This is a genomic window from Providencia sp. PROV150, from assembly GCF_028481025.1.
In the GTDB taxonomy this organism is placed as follows: Bacteria; Pseudomonadota; Gammaproteobacteria; order Enterobacterales; family Enterobacteriaceae; genus Providencia; species Providencia hangzhouensis.
The window spans coordinates 13,737-33,366 of record NZ_JAMPPJ010000032.1 but is presented as its reverse complement, the minus strand read 5'-3'; the positions used below and the strand labels follow the sequence as shown (position 1 = coordinate 33,366).

The 19,630-nt window shown below is 40.2% G+C and carries 16 protein-coding genes; 8 read left to right on the top strand and 8 right to left on the bottom strand.

All coding sequences use genetic code 11. The features are described from left to right. Positions 1–373: 373 nt before the first annotated feature. The 4 genes from PSE83_RS19085 to PSE83_RS19070 are packed head-to-tail and all read right to left on the bottom strand — an operon-like array spanning position 374 to position 3,351. Positions 374–1,438 (bottom strand): transporter, encoded by a 1,065-nt coding sequence (locus PSE83_RS19085; protein ID WP_226617283.1) that lies wholly within the window; start codon positions 1,436–1,438, stop codon positions 374–376. Next, positions 1,431–1,979, bottom strand: coding sequence for a hypothetical protein (locus tag PSE83_RS19080; protein ID WP_196724696.1), 549 nt, complete (start codon positions 1,977–1,979; stop codon positions 1,431–1,433). The genes PSE83_RS19085 and PSE83_RS19080 overlap by 8 nt, the downstream gene beginning before the upstream one ends. Continuing rightward, entirely contained in the window at positions 1,972–2,517 is a 546-nt protein-coding gene (locus PSE83_RS19075; RefSeq protein WP_004263186.1) for a PilN domain-containing protein, read from the bottom strand. Before PSE83_RS19075 ends, PSE83_RS19080 begins: the two co-directional genes overlap by 8 nt. A gap of 3 nt (positions 2,518–2,520) precedes the next feature. Further along, complete coding sequence (locus PSE83_RS19070; RefSeq protein WP_036958620.1) at positions 2,521–3,351, bottom strand: hypothetical protein; 831 nt, start codon at positions 3,349–3,351, stop codon at positions 2,521–2,523. A 116-nt stretch (positions 3,352–3,467) separates the two neighbouring features. Between PSE83_RS19070 and mrcA the strand changes: the two genes are divergently transcribed. Next, the gene (mrcA, locus tag PSE83_RS19065; RefSeq protein ID WP_036958619.1) at positions 3,468–5,984 is read left to right on the top strand and encodes a peptidoglycan glycosyltransferase/peptidoglycan DD-transpeptidase MrcA; all 2,517 of its coding nucleotides are present in this window, start codon (positions 3,468–3,470) and stop codon (positions 5,982–5,984) included. A gap of 156 nt (positions 5,985–6,140) precedes the next feature. On the opposite strand, the gene nudE is transcribed toward mrcA, so the two are convergent. Continuing rightward, on the bottom strand, positions 6,141–6,692 hold the full coding sequence (gene nudE / locus PSE83_RS19060; RefSeq protein ID WP_004263174.1) for an ADP compounds hydrolase NudE: 552 nt from the start codon (positions 6,690–6,692) through the stop codon (positions 6,141–6,143). Between the two features lie 325 nt (positions 6,693–7,017). On the opposite strand from nudE, the gene PSE83_RS19055 reads away from it, so the two are divergent. The 4 genes from PSE83_RS19055 to pckA all read left to right on the top strand — a co-directional run bounded on the left by PSE83_RS19055 (position 7,018) and on the right by pckA (position 12,322). Next, the gene (locus PSE83_RS19055; RefSeq protein WP_004263171.1) at positions 7,018–9,111 is read left to right on the top strand and encodes an IgaA/UmoB family intracellular growth attenuator; all 2,094 of its coding nucleotides are present in this window, start codon (positions 7,018–7,020) and stop codon (positions 9,109–9,111) included. Between the two features lie 65 nt (positions 9,112–9,176). Then, positions 9,177–9,587, top strand: coding sequence for a ribosome-associated heat shock protein Hsp15 (gene hslR / locus PSE83_RS19050; RefSeq protein ID WP_004263168.1), 411 nt, complete (start codon positions 9,177–9,179; stop codon positions 9,585–9,587). Between the two features lie 39 nt (positions 9,588–9,626). Beyond that, positions 9,627–10,499 (top strand): Hsp33 family molecular chaperone HslO, encoded by an 873-nt coding sequence (gene hslO / locus PSE83_RS19045; protein WP_004263166.1) that lies wholly within the window; start codon positions 9,627–9,629, stop codon positions 10,497–10,499. 203 nt (positions 10,500–10,702) lie between these two features. Next, complete coding sequence (gene pckA, locus PSE83_RS19040; protein ID WP_004263163.1) at positions 10,703–12,322, top strand: phosphoenolpyruvate carboxykinase (ATP); 1,620 nt, start codon at positions 10,703–10,705, stop codon at positions 12,320–12,322. 67 nt (positions 12,323–12,389) lie between these two features. On the opposite strand, the gene PSE83_RS19035 is transcribed toward pckA, so the two are convergent. Further along, on the bottom strand, positions 12,390–13,088 hold the full coding sequence (locus PSE83_RS19035; protein ID WP_165880629.1) for a pirin family protein: 699 nt from the start codon (positions 13,086–13,088) through the stop codon (positions 12,390–12,392). 478 nt (positions 13,089–13,566) lie between these two features. After that, on the bottom strand, positions 13,567–14,775 hold the full coding sequence (locus PSE83_RS19030) for an NAD(P)/FAD-dependent oxidoreductase (protein ID WP_004263160.1): 1,209 nt from the start codon (positions 14,773–14,775) through the stop codon (positions 13,567–13,569). A gap of 375 nt (positions 14,776–15,150) precedes the next feature. Between PSE83_RS19030 and pitA the strand changes: the two genes are divergently transcribed. After that, positions 15,151–16,641 (top strand): inorganic phosphate transporter PitA, encoded by a 1,491-nt coding sequence (gene pitA, locus PSE83_RS19025; RefSeq protein WP_004263157.1) that lies wholly within the window; start codon positions 15,151–15,153, stop codon positions 16,639–16,641. 132 nt (positions 16,642–16,773) lie between these two features. Here pitA and uspB read toward each other — a convergent pair whose 3' ends face one another. Then, complete coding sequence (gene uspB, locus PSE83_RS19020) at positions 16,774–17,109, bottom strand: universal stress protein UspB (protein ID WP_004263154.1); 336 nt, start codon at positions 17,107–17,109, stop codon at positions 16,774–16,776. A 450-nt stretch (positions 17,110–17,559) separates the two neighbouring features. Here uspB and uspA point away from each other — a divergent pair, with 450 nt between their 5' ends. Together uspA and gdhA are read left to right on the top strand one after the other, a co-directional pair. Next, positions 17,560–17,994 carry a universal stress protein UspA gene (gene uspA / locus PSE83_RS19015; RefSeq protein ID WP_004263149.1) on the top strand — a complete coding sequence of 145 codons (435 nt, stop codon included), beginning with the start codon at positions 17,560–17,562 and terminating at the stop codon, positions 17,992–17,994. A gap of 266 nt (positions 17,995–18,260) precedes the next feature. Further along, positions 18,261–19,595, top strand: coding sequence for an NADP-specific glutamate dehydrogenase (gene gdhA / locus PSE83_RS19010; protein ID WP_004263145.1), 1,335 nt, complete (start codon positions 18,261–18,263; stop codon positions 19,593–19,595). Positions 19,596–19,630: the final 35 nt, after the last annotated feature.

Genomic DNA, 19,630 nt, shown 5'->3' with positions numbered 1-19,630 from the left:
GAATTGCAACTATATAAATATGGCACTAAGCAAGCAAAGTGCCATATTTAAAATTACAGGTTTCGATACTTGAGCCGTCTATGTTGTCTAATGCCTTGTTTATCATGCTTTTTAACAGTTTCTAGCTATTGGTATCAGCAAGTTATTTCTGTTAAGAATAGAGCAACATTAATTGTGGCTGTTTTATAAGCGACTGACAGCTTGTTCTTTAATCTACGGATAGTTAGAACACTCAATGGATAACCTTGTATGCTAAAACGACGCCAGCGTCAAATTTATCCGGTAGGTTTATGCCATAAAAAATATTTTTTTTTGTCATCTTTGACTTATTGTGTATTCAACTATTTGAAGTATATGCGTTATTTTTTCCATGTTAAATATTGATAAGTTTTGGTGTTATAAAAACAATAAGGACACGCTTATCTGTATGCTCTGCCGTATTTGTGAATAATGTACCTAGAAAAGGGATATGAGATAAAAAGGGTAAGCCCATCTCTGTTTTTTCTTGTTTTTGCTGAAAAATTCCCCCAAGGATAAGGGTTTCATTATTTTTGATGGTTACGTTAGTTGCGATTTCTTGTTTATTGATGGCTAAGTGATGATGTTGGCTGCTAGTGAGTGCAGTATCGGGTGAGTTATGACTAATTTTAAGGTTTAACTCAATTTTTTCATCACGCACAATCGAGGGGGTAACATCCATACCCAGAACGGCATCTTTAAATTGTACGTGTGTTTTCTTGTCATTACTGGTGACATAGGGGATCTCTGTACCTTGCTGAATACTTGCGGGTTGTTGATGCGAAGCAACTAAACGAGGACTCGCAATAATAGAAAGCAGATTTTCTTTTTCTAATGCTTTCAGTTTCATTTCAAGTAAACCATCACCAAGACTAAGAACATTGAAGGCAAATTGTCCTGATATTGAAGAGTAACGATTGTAGCGATATAAGTGATTAGCGTTTAGATTTCCACCTGCCATCATTCCCCATTCTAAGCCCAACTCCTGTAATGCAGTTCGGCTGCTACTAATGATATGTGCAGTGATCTGTACTTGTTTATTTGGCTTATCTTGATGTTTTATCCATTCATCAATCAGTGCTAATCGATCTGGATCCTCTTTAATAATGAGGCTGTTTGTCGTGATATCGTGATGGATAGAGGCATTTTTTGATAATAACGAAGTATCTGGATGTTCTAATAGATGACGAACCTCTTGGACATTGGTTGAGATTAATTTAAATATTTTTTGGGTTAATGATGTTTTACTTGGCGTTACCTGCGCTACTGCTGTTTCCGGGGTAGGCTGGTTTTCTGTTACTAAGGGAGGTATCAGTGGTGCAAAGGGATCTCTAACCTCTTCGGCAGAGATTAAAAATGAAGATAAAAAGAAGAGTCCCCCAGCAATCAGCATGAGGATGTTAGTTCGTGAGCTATTCATTGTGGTTTTCATCCTTGATAGCGAGAGTGTCGTTGAACAATGAAAATGAGATGGAGGTGATGATAATTCCTTGTTTTAAATATATTTTTATGTCATGAAAATGCCATCTCTGGGTTTGAGGAAGGGTAAGAAGCTGTTCTATAACGTGATAAATAGGAATGAAGTGACCTTGGAACTCCATAAAATAGGTATTGGTATCTGTTGGTTGCAATTGATTAAGTGTCACAGATGAATGTGAGAGCAAGGTATTTAACTGTGTCAGTAATTCAAGAGGCGCTTCTTTAATATCAACGGATTGCTTTAGTGATTGAGCTTGTTTTTCAAGTTGTTGTAACGAAGGTGAGTGATAGAGAGCTTTCTTTTCTCTTGTAATTGCTTCAATTAAATTCAGGTTCTCAATGGTTAATTCCATGATCTGATTTTGATTTTTTTTCCAGTATAAAAAATACCCCGCAGTGATACAAAGCACAATTAAGAACCAAACAGGTAGGGTTTGTTGCCAAAATGGGCGATACCAAAAAGAATGTATGGACTCATTCATCGAGCACTCCTTGATATTTGGCTGTGAGGTGTAAACGGTTTAATTGATTCACTCGGCTGATTTTTTTCAATTGAATATCACTCAAACCTGGGTGATTTTTAAGCTGTAAGCCAAGCGAATTGATATCTTGAAAATCATAACTGTTAGCTTTGATCTCTATTTTGTTATTCATTAACTGTAGATTTGTTAGCCAACTTTTGGGTGGAGTTAGAGTTGGAAGGTTTTGTAGTAACTTAAGTAAAAATTGGTTATTTACTATGATGCTATCTATCTTTCTTTTTTTGCTCATTAAGCTATTAATCTGTGTTTGTTGAGTCGCGATTTGCAATACTAATTGTTGTATCTGTTCATATTGTAGTTGGTTATTGTGCTTTCTATTTTTTAGGTCTTTCATTTCAATTTGTTGAAAAATAAATAAAAAAACACACGCTATAATCACTGAGCAGCAAACCACAGAACAAAAGAGTAAAAACTCTCGTATCTTCTTTTTTATTTGCTGTTGGCGCCAAGGGAGAAAGTTAACTTGGTATATTTCCATCAATTAAATATCTCCATGACGTAAAGCAAGACCGGCAGCAATCACAAAATCCCCCAGTAACTGTGGTAATTTAATATTATGCTGTTGAAAAGCTTGGCGTAATTCCCAGTGGTGAGCTACCTCATCAGTACGAGAAATCTGTTCATGATCTGTAATGAGGTAAATAGGTGAGGCTTTTTCTTGATCAATAAAGGGCAGCAAGTGGGAAAGTGTCGGTATATCGGTATCTTGTAAATGGTTATAATTAGCTGGTTGGCTAATTGGCCCTGACCAAAGCCATTCACCTTGTCGATAATGAATAACCCAGCATTCATCGGGTAAACCCGCGTTTCTTGCCACATAACGTAAAGCTATGGGGGCGACATCAATAGCAAGCAGATTGAACCCGCTTTCTGTAAATAGATTTTGCCAAAAAGTAATATCTGACTGGCGGGCCCCATTAAAATAAACCTGTTGTTTGATGACGCGATAGTCGATAACCAACTCTTGGGCGTGCATAGAAAAACGTTTTTCAGCTTGAGATTGTAAATACCACCCTAATTCTGGTTGTGGCAATTTGATTTCACTGGGTAATGAAATTTGTTGTTTTATTGTACGGACAGCGGGTAATGCGAAGGATACGGAACACTTTTTAGGTAATTTCTGACGCCATTGTAATAAAATATTCAGTAAAATTTGATATTGTTCATGGCTAGAATTATCAGTTAGCTCGAATGGTAATTGTTGTTGCCAACATTCACATAAATGCCAGTATTGTCTGCGCCGCTTTGCAGCGACTAGCTGTATTCTATCTCGATAGAGGTCGATCCCAATGTTCCATTTTGATGTATACATAGTTAATTTCCTTATCATTAACAAATAAATTACGATTTCTATTGTGCTGTATAAGCTTTATACTGTGTGTTAGTGATATCTAAACCCTCTTGTTAGCCGAGCATGGGAATTTTCCGGTGAAGTTCGTAAAATATTTTTTTATTCTTGTTTTCTGTTGCATTTTTTTGGGAACCGCCTCGATTTATGGCATGTATAAATATGTGGAAGGTGAGTTACCTGATGTAGCAACAATGAAAGACATTCGTCTGCAAATTCCAATGCAGGTATACAGTGCGGATAACGAATTGATTGCCCAATATGGGGAAAAGCGTCGTATTCCTTTACCTCTGGCAGAAATTCCTCCTTTAATGATCAAAGCGTTTATCGCCACTGAAGATAGCCGTTTTTATGAGCACCATGGGATTGACCCTATTGGTATTTTCCGTGCGGTTACCGTAATGGCGTCTTCTGGCCATGCATCTCAAGGGGCCAGTACAATCACTCAGCAGCTCGCGAGAAATTTTTATTTAAGCCCTGAAAAAACCCTGATGCGTAAAGCTAAAGAGGCATTTTTGGCTATTCGCATTGAGCAGCTTTTTACTAAAGATGAAATTATGGAGCTGTACCTGAATAAAATTTATTTAGGTAACCGTGCTTATGGCGTCGGAGCAGCTGCGTACGTTTATTTTGGTAAGACAGTGGATGAGTTGACGCTTAGTGAAATTGCGATGATTGCAGGTTTACCAAAAGCACCTTCTACATTTAACCCTCTGTACTCTTATGACCGTGCGGTAAGTCGTCGTAATGTGGTTCTTTCTCGCATGTTTGAGGAGAAATACATTACTCAAGACCAGTATGAACAAGCAAAAAATGAAAAAATAGTTGCTTCGTATCATGCGCCGAAAATTGATTTTTCTGCGCCGTATTTAGCCGAAATGGCGCGTCAAACCTTGTTTGATAAATATGGTGAAGATGCGTATACCGATGGGTATAAAGTCTACACTACGGTGATCCGTAAAGATCAGGAAGCTGCAACAACCGCAGTCCGTAATAATTTGATCGACTACGATACTCGCCATGGTTATCGCGGCCCTGCCGAGGTTTTATGGAAACAGAATGAAACGGCTTGGACAGCAGAGCAGATTGTCGAAAAATTGAAAAAAATGCCAGTTTATGGGCCTTTAATGCCTGCTGTTGTGACATCTGCAACAGCTTCAGAAGCGCAAGTGATGTTAGCTGATGGTTCGCAAATTCCTATTACAATGACCGGTGTGCGTTGGGCGCGTAAATTTATTTCAGATACTCAACAAGGTGCCGCGCCAAGAGCTGTAAATGCAGTCATGCAAGTGGGTGAGCAAATTTGGGTTCGAAAAGTTAAAGATAACTGGTGGTTAGGGCAAGTACCTGATGCGAATGCGGCATTTGTTGCTTTAAATCCAAATGATGGGGCGATTATTGCGCTAGTTGGTGGGTTTGACTTCAATATGAGTGAGTTTAACCGAGTCACCCAATCATTACGCCAAGTTGGTTCGAATATTAAACCTTTCCTATATACAGCGGCAATGGATAAAGGCCTAACATTATCATCATTACTTAATGATGTACCAATTAGCCGTTGGGATGCAGGTGCAGGTTCTGATTGGCGTCCTAAGAATTCACCGCCTCGCTATGATGGGCCTATTCGTTTACGTCAAGGTTTAGGCCAATCAAAAAACGTTGTGATGGTTCGTGCGATGAGAGCCATGGGGGTGGATTATGCGGCTGATTATCTGACTCGCTTTGGTTTTCCAGCGGAAAATATTAACCGTACTGAAGCATTAGCGTTAGGTGCTCCATCATTTACACCAATGCAAATGGTTCGTGGATATGCAGTCATGTCCAATGGTGGGTATTTGATTGACCCATACTACATTTCGAAGATCGAAAATCATAATGATGAGGTTATTTTCGAAGCCAACCCTAAAATAGCATGCCCTGATTGCACGAATATTCCGGTAATTTATGGTGATACGGAACGCACTATTGTGAGCAAAGGTATTGATGATGAGTCTACCGAAGAAGTGACACAATCAGGCGATAATACCGTCATAAAAGAGCCAACAATGGAATTAACGACGGCAGCTAACTTAGACGGGAACTCTGGTGACCAATATGCACCTCATGTAATTAATACCCCACTTGCATTCTTAATTAGGGATGCGATGATGACCAATATTTATGGCGAGCCTGGTTGGTCAGGTACAGGTTGGCGTGCAGCGAGAGACTTAGGTGGTCGCCGTGATATTGGTGGGAAAACAGGGACAACTAACAGCTCTAAGGATGCTTGGTTCTCTGGCTATGGCCCAGATGTTGTTGCTTCTGCATGGATTGGTTTCGATGATAATAGGCGAACATTAGGTCGTGGTGAAGCAGGGGCCAAAAGTGCACAACCCATGTGGAACGACTTTATGAAGTCTATTTTGGCAGGGGTACCAGTGAAAACAATGAAACCGCCTAAAGGTGTTATTTCGGTCTCCATTGATAGCAGAACAGGTAAATTAGGTTCCTCCCGCCGTGAGTATTTTATTGAAGGAACTGAACCGAAAGAACATGCGGTACAAGAGGTAGGTACGACAATTTCTACGGAAGGCGGAGCCAGCCAAGAGCTATTTTAAAATTATTGTTGGTTAAATACCTATAATTAGCACCCCATTGTTGGTTTAAAACATGGGGTGTTTTCTATAGAGACGTTTAATATATCAGTAGGTTATATACCCACATTAATGATTAGTTATGGAAATTACATACAGCAGATGTAATGTTAAGTGTTATTACTTAACACTTTTTAGGTAACGTTCTAGATAGAAAAGTGCGCTAATATTCCGAGCTTCGTTGAAATCAGGGTGTTCCAGTAATTCCATCATTCGAGATATTGGCCATAGCTCTTGTTGTAGGGGTTCAGGCTCATCTCCTTTGAGTTTTTCCCTGTATAGGTCTTGAGCGATAAGAATATTCATTTTACTTGAAAAGTATGATGGCGACATCGTCAGTTTGGCGAGCTGAACCATGTGATTAGCGCCATAACCAATTTCTTCTTTGAGTTCACGCTGGGCTGCTTCAATGGCAATTTCACCGGGGTCGATAGCACCTTTGGGAAAGCCTAATTCATAGCTTTCAATCCCGACAGCGTATTCGCGAATGAGGATGAGGTTATCACCCATGATAGGAACAATAAGAACCGCTTCGCGTTTTGCGGGCCGCATTCTTTCATAGACTCGTTTTTCACCATTACTAAATTCGAGGTCAACTGATTGAATGCTGAATAATTTTGATTGAGCAACATCTTGAATATTCAAGATTTTAGGTTTTTTTAACTCTGTCATAACGATTTCCGAACAGGATGAGTGAAATCTATTGCTAAAAGCATATTTCATTGATTTACGAGACGCGTTTTACCTAGCACTGCCCGTATTTTGAAATCATCATACAACTATGACCTATATCAAAATAAAATGATAGATATTATCGAGTAGATAAAATGCTGTTAGTATAATTGACTCAAACAAATAATACGGGTAAAAAAATAAAACATTTTTTACAAGGTGTTGTAATTTAAAATAAAAACTACAAATAGAATAGGAATCGGCTTATTTTTAGGAAGTGTGAGGGCTGATATGCTTTTCTTATTCATTTTTCATTGGGGAAACAATGCTGAACCATGTCATTATAACGGCTATAATTGTTATTAGCCTGACTATAATGGCTTCCTTCCTATATTTTAGGCGGGGGCGGCATTCTGGCGTCTATCAAATACCTTCTGTAGCATCACCATCATTTAGGAAAATGATTGATTCAGATTACCAAACCATCTCCCAGTATTTAAATTATTGCGCTGCTATATCAACAAATACATCTCAGCATCCATGGCAAATCAAAAAAAACTCAATCATAGCGACAGTTTGCCATTCATTGACACGTTTTAACTTACGCCAAGAGCAAGGAAATAGTTGGCGCTATTTTATTGATACAATTGAGGTTCAGCTCCCTTCACAGCTTGAGCCTTTTTTGCAACGCCAAAATGTTATGGAAATAGTGGAAACAGACCACTTGCCGTTAATTATTTCAATGAATAGCCATTCTCTGAAAGATTTCAGTAGTGAATGGCAAACGGGTATGCCTATCGATTCAACATGGCCTGATGCGGCAATTCAAGAACGTGGCCAGCATAGTATTGAGCGATTGAAAGTTCGTAAAGAGACGAATGAAGAACATCGGTTACACCATTCTACAGGTTGGCTTGGTGCTGCGATTATCTGCCTGAGTTTTTTATTTGGTTATTTAACCCTTGTTTCGATTCCTTTATTACAGGAATCGGGATTAGTGATCACAACGATTACGTTTATTATTGGGTTACTTATTCTCTTTCGCTCTAGGATGTTCCCCCGACAATATCAAGATATTCAATGTATTCATGGCCAACCAAAGCGCTGGGAACTCTATGGCGAACTGGATAAAAAATATTCCACCAATACGTCTATTGCTGGTATTGACTTGCACTACCCTAATCATTGGACGAATTATTTAAAATACGAAGAAAACCAAGCTGTAAATATTGATTTTTATACGACGGGTGAGGTGGTCAGGCACGGTAAGTATCTTTCTTTGCATGAAGAAGAGCGCTATTACCCGTACAAACGGTTCAAAAAGAATGTATTGATGTTAGTTGGGGCTTTATTAACGATGGCCCTGATATTTGCATATCAACCGATAGATTTGCCAATAAAACTGGGTTTTGCGTGGCTAGGTGGAACAGAGAAAATCAAGGCTGAGAGTCCTAATGAGCTCGCTTCCCGTCAGCTCAAAGTTGGGGATACATTAGTTGCCCAAGGAAAAGGGATGTGTTACCGCTCACCGAATTTGAATAAAGAAAACCAAGCTCAATTTGTGCCGTTTGATTGCTCTGGTATTTATTGGAATGATGTTAGTTTACAGACTGAACCTCAATCAGAGGTTGTTGAACACTCAATATCATTGCTTGATACCGTCAAAAGCCAATTGCATCCAGATAAAAACTCGACAGGAGTTAACCCAAGATTACAGCGGGATATTATGAAATCAGGGATGAATATTATCTTTGATTTTTCGGCTATCATCATGGGGACAGAACAACTGTGCCATAATTCTGATAACTGCCTAAAATTAAAAAATGCACTGACTAACCTAGGGAGTACAGATGATTGGCCTTCTTTAGTAAAGAAAGCGTCTACGGGAAAACTAAAAGGGGCTCATGTTTTATTGCGTGCTGGTAGCGCTGAGGCCTTGGAAAACATCGTGGAAGACACCATATATGATTTTATCAGGACAGAAATAGATAGAGAAGTGCGCAAAATTAATAGTCCGCCTCCTGGTGGTGTTTTATTAATTAGTGATGAAAACAAGCCTTTAGTTGATTCGATACAGGGAGCTTCTTTTAATGAGCTATCGCCATTACAGCGTTGGCAAGAGTTGCAAAGGTTATCAAATCTTCTGATCAATACACCGTTCAATATTGAAGGTGTAATTACGGATTTATCAGTAGATGCCAATGGGACATTGCAAATTGTGTTGCATGAAGAACCCAATGAAAAAGTGGTATCTCAGTATATATGTAGTGCGCTTTTTATCCTATTTTTGTTGGTGTGTGCGTTGTTAAATGGTTCGTTGATTGTGCTACGTGTTTTGAATAATAAGAAGCGTTTGCGTAATATCACAGAATATTATGATAAATGCTTTGAGGCTAATCCCCCTTCCTATCGTCGATAGCATCATCCCGGAAGTAGAGGGAGCCTCTTCTTTAGTTTGATTCAGACTTATGTTGAGGAGGCCCCATGAATCAATCCATTATAGAACCTGTTCGCCTTGATAAGTGGCTGTGGGCTGCGCGATTTTATAAAACGCGTGCGGTCGCCCGTGAAATGATTGAAGGCGGTAAAGTCCATTACAATGGGCAAAGAACTAAGCCAGGGAAAATTGTTGAGCTGCATGGAATCGTTAAGCTTCGGCAAGGTAATGATGAACGAACGGTTGAAATCATGCAAATCAGTAGCCAGCGCAAAGGTGCACCGGAAGCTCAGTTGCTGTACTGTGAAACGATAGAAAGTATTAATCAACGCGAGAAAATGGCACAAGCGCGTAAGATGAATGCACTGACGATGCCACATCCAGAGCGACGCCCGGATAAGAAAGAACGGCGTACCCTGTTAAAGTTTAAACAAACAAATTCTCATGAGTCGTCTTAATGACGGCCTGAGCAACAGCCCGAGCAATAGAGAGATATTATGGCAAACCAAGACTTACTCCACCGTTTTTTATTTGAACAACATTCTGTTCGTGGAGAAATGATCAGTGTTGATGAAACCTTTGAACATATTTTAGAAAACCATGACTACCCAACAGCGGTAAAAGGGTTGTTGGGTGAGTTACTTGTTGCTACCAGTTTATTGACGGCAACGTTGAAGTTCGATGGTGATATTACTGTGCAAATTCAAGGTGATGGGCCTGTTAATTTGGCGGTTATCAACGGTAATAATTTACAACAGATGCGTGGTGTTGCACGTGTCGATGGCCCAGTTGTGGCGGGTAGCACTCTCAAGCAAATGATTGGTAACGGTTTTATGGTTATTACCATCACACCGAACCAAGGTGAACGTTATCAAGGGATTGTGGCGATCGAAGGGGATTCTATCGAAGAAAGCATTGATGCCTATTTCCGCCAATCAGAGCAATTACCAACCCGTTTATTTATTCGTGTGGGTGAAGTAGATGGGAAACCAAGTGCAGGTGGTATGTTATTGCAAGTTTTGCCAGCAGCAAATGAAACAAGCCATGACTTTTTTGACCACTTAGTGCAACTGACTGCCACGATTAAAGGCCAAGAGCTGAGCACATTGGATGTGAAAGAGGTTTTACATCGTCTTTATCATGAAGAAGATGTCACTTTATATGACCCTCAATCTGTCGAGTTTCGTTGTACTTGTTCAAGGGAGCGTTGCGAAAGTACGTTAGCCACCTTACCTAAGGAAGATGTTATCGATATTTTGCACAAAGATGGGAAAATTGATATGGAATGTGAATTTTGTGGCTCACATTATGTATTTATTGAATCCGATCTTCAGGGGTTAAATAATGAGCTAAATCAGCAACTTCACTGATACGATTTAGCAACCTAATTATGTGACAAGGGTGCAATTCTGCACCTTTTTCTTATAATTTTAAAGCATTATTACGTGCTCTAAGTCTCATTATGAATTAAAAAAAATCATACATTTTCAATTCTTTGATAGCAATCGCTGTTAATTAGTCGTAAAGAATTATGATCATCCGCAGATTAGTTATGTTTACCAGGAGCAATATAATGAGCGCTAAAAGCATTACCCTGAAGGAACTTGAAAAGTACGGTATTCATGATGTAACTGAAGTGGTTTATAACCCAAGTTACGAGCTATTATTCACGGAAGAAACTAAGCCTGGACTTGAAGGTTATGAGCGTGGAACAGTAACCACTTTAGGAGCTGTTGCGGTTGATACAGGTATCTTTACTGGTCGTTCACCAAAAGATAAATATATTGTACGTGATGACGTGACTCGCGATACAGTTTGGTGGGCAGACCAAGGTAAAGGTAAAAATGACAACAAACCTATGTCACAAGAAGTTTGGGCGGATCTCAAACATTTAGTGACTGAACAACTGTCAGGTAAACGTTTGTTTATCATTGATGCATTCTGTGGTGCGAACGCTGACACTCGTCTAAAAGTACGTTTTATCACCGAAGTTGCATGGCAGGCGCATTTCGTTAAAAACATGTTCATTCGCCCATCTGATGAAGAATTAGTGGGTTTCGAACCTGATTTCATCGTCATGAATGGCGCAAAATGTACTAACCCGAATTGGAAAGCACAAGGTTTGAATTCAGAAAACTTTGTTGCGTTCAACTTAACCGAACGCATGCAACTGATCGGCGGCTCTTGGTATGGCGGCGAAATGAAGAAAGGTATGTTCTCTATGATGAACTACCTGCTGCCATTAAAAGGCATTGCATCTATGCACTGTTCTGCTAACGTCGGCGAAAAAGGTGATGTAGCCATTTTCTTTGGTTTATCTGGAACAGGTAAAACCACACTCTCTACCGATCCAAAACGTAAGTTAATTGGTGACGATGAACACGGTTGGGATGATGACGGCGTATTCAACTTTGAAGGTGGTTGCTACGCAAAAACTATCAACTTATCTAAAGAAGCTGAGCCAGACATCTATGGCGCTATCAAACGTGATGCGTTATTGGAAAACGTGATGGTGTTGGCAGATGGTTCAGTTGACTTCAATGATGGTTCAAAAACAGAAAACACCCGTGTTTCTTACCCAATCTACCACATTGAAAATATTGTAAAACCTGTTTCTAAAGCGGGTCATGCAACAAAAGTTATCTTCTTAACCGCAGATGCATTTGGTGTGTTACCTCCTGTTTCTCGTTTAACGCCTGAGCAAACGCAGTACCACTTCCTATCAGGTTTTACCGCGAAATTAGCAGGTACAGAGCGTGGTGTCACGGAACCAACTCCAACCTTCTCCGCTTGCTTTGGTGCGGCATTCTTATCACTGCATCCAACACAATACGCTGAAGTATTAGTTAAACGTATGGAAGCAGCGGGCGCGAAAGCTTACTTAGTGAATACAGGCTGGAACGGTACAGGTAAACGTATTTCCATCAAAGATACACGTGCCATCATTGACGCTATTTTAAGTGGTGACATCGAAAAAGCAGACATGATTAAACTGCCAGTGTTCGATTTAGAAATCCCAACAGCATTACCGGGTGTGGATACCAATATCCTTGACCCACGTAATACTTATGCAGACAAAGCACAGTGGGATGAAAAAGCGCAAGACTTAGCGGAACGTTTCGTGAACAACTTTGATAAGTACACGGACACCCCAGCAGGCGCTGCACTGGTGAAAGCAGGGCCAAAACTGTAATTGGTTTTGTGAATCAATAAATAATAAAGGCTCTACCAAAGTAGAGCCTTTTTTGTTGTGAAAATGATTATTCTGCTGATGGTAAGTCAAACAACAGGATTTCACTATCTTCACTTGCTTTGATGGTGAGCGCTGTTTCTTGCCAAATGGCTAAACCATCGCTGGTGGTTGCTTTTTGGCCATTCACTTCAACATTCCCTTTAACGATCTGGATCCACACGACACGTTTATCAGCGATAGCATGGGTGTGTGTTTCATTAGCAGGTAATGCCCAGCGCCACAGTTCCATATCTTGATAAATTTTTAATGAGCCATCACGTGCATCCGGTGATAGCACCAATTGCTTGCCGTCTTTGGAGTCGAATCGTTTTTGCTCATAACGTGGCTCAATGCCTGTTCTTTCAGGAATGATCCAAATTTGGTACAGATGTAGCTCTTCTTCATTACTTGGGTTGTACTCAGAGTGACGAATACCCGTACCCGCACTCATTATTTGAAATTCACCCGCAGGGATTTGCTCCATATTGCCCATGCTGTCTTTATGTTCCACAGTACCATTGAGCACGTAGGTTAATATTTCCATATCTTTATGGGGATGTGTTCCAAACCCTTGGCCAGAAGCAATAAAGTCTTCGTTAATCACTCTCAGCGCAGAAAAGCCCATAAATTGCTCATCATAGTAGCTAGAGAATGAAAAAGTATGCCAACTGTCGAGCCATCCATGGTTTGCATGACCACGTTCGTTCGCTTTGCGTAAATAGATCATCGTGTTCTCTCCTGTACGGATTTCAACCTTGGTTGAACTCGCTCTAAATGTATTGATGACAGTTTAACCAATTTATACACAGAGAAAAGTAGCTCCCATTAACCATAGGATCCAAAAAATTTGAATAAGATACAAGGTGATTGCAGAGAATGTGGTGTGAATAAAAAAATAGCCAGCGCAAGGCTGGCTAAAGTAAACACTGGAAGCAATGTGAGCAATGTCGTACTCCCTGCAAAGGGTGACTAAGTAACCCTGTTAAGGAAGTGATGATAATGATAATAGTTATCACTATCGTTTGTAAAGCATTATTTTTAACCAAAATAATATATCTTATAATTAAAACTGCAATTATATGATTTATATGAAATTAAATATTAACCATTATTTTTCAATGGATTAAGATTATTTGGTCATAAATAAAGGCCGATAACTTTAACAGAGCAATCCTGTTAAGAGTCTGGTTAAGGCCGAGTGCTTTTTAGTCGTTTTTTACAAAAGGGAGAGGTAAGCTTTCCGCGCATGCAGCCGCGGAGCTCCATGCCCATTGGAAATTGTAACCTCCGAGCCAGCCGGTCACATCCATCACTTCACCAATAAAATACAGGTCTGGTACTTTAAGTGATTGCATGGTTTTAGATGATATTTCGTGAGTATCAACGCCACCCAATGTCACTTCGGCGGTACGGTAACCTTCCGTTCCATTAGGTTGCACCCGCCATTGGTGTAAGGTGGTGTGTAACGCTTCAATTTGAGGATGATTAAGCTGTTTTAGAGCACACTCAGGGATTTGTCCTTGGGCTTGTAATACCTCAATTAGCCGTTTTGGTAATAATTTAGCTAAGGTATTTTTCAATGATTGATTTGGGTGCTGTTGTCTCTCTGAAACGATAAAATCATTGATGGAGATATCTGGAAGTAAGTTAATACTCACGTACTCGCCAGGGTTCCAGTAGCTGGATATTTGTAAAATAGCTGGACCAGAAAGCCCTCGATGGGTAAATAAAATATTTTCTTTAAATACGGTGCCGCTTGCCGCTGTTACCGTTGCAGGGACAGAGATACCTGAAAGTACCTGTAAGGTTTCTAAAAGGGGTTTATGTAAGGTGAAGGGCACCAGTGCTGCTCGTGTTGGAATAATAGTATGCCCAAACTGTTCCGCAAGACGATAGCCAAAAGGGGTCGCACCTAAACCTGGCATAGATAGGCCGCCTGTTGCAATGACAAGTGAGAGGGTACTTACTTGAGAGCCGTTGATCGTGACTAAAAAACCATCATCTGCTTTGTCAACGGCAGTCACCTCACTGCGTAACTTGATAGTGATATTCGGTAGATTACACTCACTTTGCAGCATATTGACGATATCTTGTGCACTATTATCACAAAAAAGCTGCCCTAAGGTTTTTTCATGATAGGGAATATTATATTTGGCCACTAAGGCAATAAAATCCCACTGTGTATAGCGAGCAAGTGCTGACTTACAAAAGTGTGGGTTTGTTGAAATGTAATTGCTGTGTTCTGCATACATATTAGTGAAATTGCAGCGCCCGCCACCGGACATCAATATTTTTCTGCCTAATTTTTTCCCGTTATCAACCACTAGCGTCTTCAAACCGCGTTTGCCAGAGTGTGAGGCACAGAATAAACCCGCTGCACCAGCACCTAAAATAATAACGTCGAAATTTTTCACAATAAGTGTCTCTATATATGTTTGATTTTAAGCGTAATTACATTGATAACCGGGATATTTTACGTCATCTCACCGGGATTGTAATGTAAAGCTTTGAGGAAGAACTGATGAAAACTATACAGGACGTATTATAATTAGAAAAATTCGTCTAAAAAAAGCAAACAACGATTATTTTCTGGAAATATCGTTAAAAAGTTTCAAAAATTCAGAATAAGTTTGATTGCTTTAATGTATTGAAAAATATGGGGTAATTGCTATGAGGTGCTTTTTTGATGGGTAGTTAAATCAAAAAAAGGTTAGATTTTGCTTCCACCGCCAGCGTTTGTCACTGATAATGCGCCGCGTTCATGTCCAACATATAATGGCTTAACGTCTATGCTACATCTTTTTACAGGTTTAGAATTTCATACAGGTCTATTATTAGTTCTGGCACTGTTATTTGTGCTGATCTATGAGGCTATAAATGGCTTCCATGACACCGCTAACGCGGTAGCAACGGTTATTTATACCAGAGCAATGCGGGCTCAGTTCGCAGTTGTCATGGCAGGGGTTTTTAACTTTTTTGGTGTCTTGCTGGGAGGGTTGAGCGTTGCATATGCCATTGTCCATCTCTTACCAACAGACCTCTTGCTTAATGTGAGCTCAGCTCACGGCCTTGCAATGGTTTTTTCATTGCTCTTGGCTGCAATTATTTGGAACCTTGGAACTTGGTACTTCGGTATCCCAGCTTCCAGTTCACACACACTGATCGGGGCAATAATCGGGGTGGGTTTAACCAACGCGATTGTGACTGATTCGTCTGTTGTTGATGCCTTGAATATACCGAAAATGATCAGTATTTTCATGTCATTAATTTTGTCTCCCGCTATCGGTTTCGTGATTGCCGGTTTGATGATTTTCTTTTTGCGCCGTTATTGGAGTGGCACAAAGAAACGTCGTCGTATTCACTTAACACCAGCGGAACGTGAGAAAAAAGATGGTAAGCGTAAGCCACCATTCTGGACCCGTACTGCATTGATTTTGTCAGCAGTTGGGGTGAGTTTCTCCCATGGTGCGAACGATGGCCAGAAAGGCATCGGTCTTATCATGCTGGTGTTAATTGGTGTTGCTCCAGCAGGTTTCGTTATGAATATGAATTCTAACGGTTATGACATCGCAAAAACACATGATGCGGTTGTCCACCTGCAACAATACTATGAAACACATAAACCAGCGTTAAACCATGCAATAGAAAATGCCCCGGCCGTTGCAGAAAGTAGTGATGAGCCTGGCGGTGAATTCCATTGTGATAGCACGCGTACTAGCGCTATTTTAAATCAAGCGCAAAAGATGCTTGATGGCATTCAAAGCTATGAAGAGCTGACGCCAGACCAACGTAACCACGCACGCCGTTTGCTGATGTGTATCTCTGATACTGCGAATGCGGTTGCGAAATTGCCAGAAACCAGTTCGAAAGATGCCAGCTTACTGAAAAAGCTCAGTAATGATTTACTGTATACCGTTGAATATGCGCCACTGTGGATCATTATTGCGGTTGCTTTAGCATTATCATTAGGCACCATGTTTGGTTGGCAGCGTGTTGCTGTGACCATTGGTGAGAAAATTGGTAAGAAAGGCATGACTTATGCGCAAGGTGTATCTGCCCAGGTGACTGCAGCAGTTTCTATCGGCGTGGCAAGTTATACTGGTATGCCAGTTTCAACAACGCAGGTTTTATCTTCTGCGGTTGCGGGGACGATGGTTGTCGATGGTGGTGGTGTACAAACAAAAACCATTAAAAGCATTGCATTAGCATGGTTATTGACTTTACCGGTGTCCATTGTGTTATCGGGCGGTTTGTACTGGCTATCGCTGTTGTTTATCTAGTCGCACTAATTTTGGCTTCATACATGAGTATGGAGCCTTTAACAGTTACATGAACACAGTAATCTACATATATAAAATAGTGATGATCGGAAGGTCATCACTATTTTCTCGCTAGCAAGTTACTAATCACAATTAACCGGTTATCAATAAATAGGCTAAGCTCACGACAACAAGAATACTGAGTCTGCTTATCATCATGAATTGCTTACGGATCCGCTCACAACGCAAAATAACTTCTGGGTCGTAATGTTCCAGATATTGTTTATTATTTATGTATCGAACTAACCGCAGTTGTTTGTTCAGTTGGCCGTGTGTAGTAAAAAAACCATTACCATCAACGGATTGATAAAGCAGGGGATCTGAATCCCTTAGAATAGACAATAAAACACGAACGGAAGAAAAGTACCGCATCATATTTAAGATGCACAAAATGCATAATGCCCAAAACAATGCAATCATACTGAACATAATCCTCTCCTTAGAACCTAGCTCAAGCTCACAGCAATTGTCGCAAAGGAAATACAGCAGAAAAATTGTACTTATACTCAGTTATTTTATTGTAGGATAAATTACTGTTTAAAAAAAGTGCAGTTAGCGCAAATTTGTGATGACCTCTTGTTTCTATTGAAGAAAATAAATCTGAGTTACTGAACTTTATTATCACAGTTTGCTGTGCAACTTTGTTGCATTTCTAAACTAAAGAGTCGCCATAACTCGAATTTTTTAGGGCAATATATTAATATTGAATGAATGATGTTATTGTTTTATAAAATGTTATATGAAGTGATGATTTTAAGGTTAATCTGCTTAGATGTGATCAAAGCAACACTTAATAATCACAATTAGCAGGTATAGTATTCATAAAGATGTGGTGAAGGCATAACCACCAGATAATCAGCATTCGGAAGGAGTTTACTTATGGCTTACAAACATATTCTCGTTGCGGTAGATTTATCACCTGAAAGTAAAGTATTACTGGATAAGGCTGTCTCTATGGCAAAACCTTACGGGGCCAAAGTATCTATGATCCATGTTGATGTTAACTATTCAGACCTCTATACCGGTCTTATTGATGTCAATCTTGGTGACATGCAGCAACGTATTACTGATGAAACACGTAATGCTCTGAAGGATTTGTCTGCGGGCGCAGGTTATGAAATCCAAGAAACGCTCAGTGGTAGTGGCGACCTAGGCCAAGTACTTGTGGACGCGATTAAGAAATACAATATGGATTTAGTGGTCTGTGGGCATCACCAAGATTTCTGGAGCAAGCTGATGTCATCTGCTCGCCAGTTAATCAATACTGTTCATGTGGATATGTTGATTGTGCCACTAAATGACGATGAAGAATAATCCATATCACTTAATTTGAAATATTATTCACTGAAAACGCTTGCTTATGCAGGCGTTTTTTTTGTTTCAAAATATGTATTTTGAGGGAGTTATTGGCAGGTCAAGCAATTTATTTTGCTATAGAGTGAAAAAAAACCTTGAATTTAGAATACAAACTAATGATATATTCAATAGGCAAACACAAATCAACCTCACATTTCCTAAAAATAATGATAAGAAAGAGTGAGGCACATCACAACAACTACATGTTAAAAAGGAAGACATAGATGACACAATCACTATCTTCGTTCTTGGAGTCTGTCCAAAAAAGAGACCCTTCTCAACCTGAATTTCTACAAGCCGTGCGTGAAGTATTCACTTCCCTTTGGCCGTTTTTAGAGCAAAATGCTAAGTATCGTGACCAAGCATTACTTGAACGTTTTGTTGAACCTGAGCGTGTAATTCAATTTCGAGTGTGTTGGGTAGATGACCAAGGTAAAGTTCAAGTTAACCGTGCATGGCGTGTGCAATTTAGCTCTGCAATCGGCCCATTCAAAGGTGGTATGCGTTTTCACCCATCTGTGAATTTATCTATCCTGAAATTCTTAGGCTTCGAACAAACACTGAAAAATGCTTTGACCACATTGCCTATGGGTGGTGGTAAAGGTGGTTCTGACTTTGATCCTAAAGGTAAAAGTCATGGTGAAGTGATGCGTTTCTGCCAAGCATTGATGACAGAACTCTATCGCCATATTGGTTCAAATACTGACGTCCCAGCAGGAGATATTGGTGTTGGTGGCCGTGAAGTGGGCTTTATGACAGGTATGATGAAAAAGCTGTCTAATGACACTTCTTGTGTATTTACCGGTAAAGGCTTATCTTTTGGTGGTAGTTTAATTCGCCCTGAAGCAACTGGTTACGGTTTGGTTTACTTCACAAATGCGATGCTAAAACGTCATGGCCTAGGCTTTGAAGGGATGCGTGTCGCGGTTTCTGGTTCTGGTAACGTTGCGCAGTACACCATTGAAAAATGCATGGAGCTAGGTGCCAAAGTGGTTACAGCTTCCGATTCAAGCGGTACTGTAGTTGATGAAGACGGCTTTACAACAGAAAAACTCGCACGTTTGGAAGAAATCAAAAACAACTATGGTCGTATTGAAGAATATGCAAAAGAGTTTGGCTTAACTTACTTAGCGGGTCAGCAACCATGGAATGTTCCTGTCGATATCGCTCTGCCATGTGCAACACAAAATGAGCTGGATGTTGATGCAGCAAAAGTGTTAATCAAAAATGGCGTTAAAGCGGTCGCTGAAGGGGCTAATATGCCAACGACTATTCCTGCAACTGAGCTGTTCCTTGAAGCAGGAGTGCTGTTTGCGCCAGGTAAAGCGGCTAACGCAGGTGGTGTGGCAACCTCAGGTCTTGAGATGGCTCAAAATGCGGCTCGTCTAGGTTGGAAAGCAGAGAAAGTTGACGCCCGTCTGCATCACATCATGTTGGATATTCACCAGCACTGTGTGGAGTTCGGTGGTGAAGAGAAACAAACTAACTATGTTCAAGGCGCTAACATCGCGGGCTTCGTAAAAGTCGCAGATGCAATGCTTGGGCAGGGTGTGTTGTAATCTTCTGACCTCAAAACGTACGCGAAAGGGCGGCT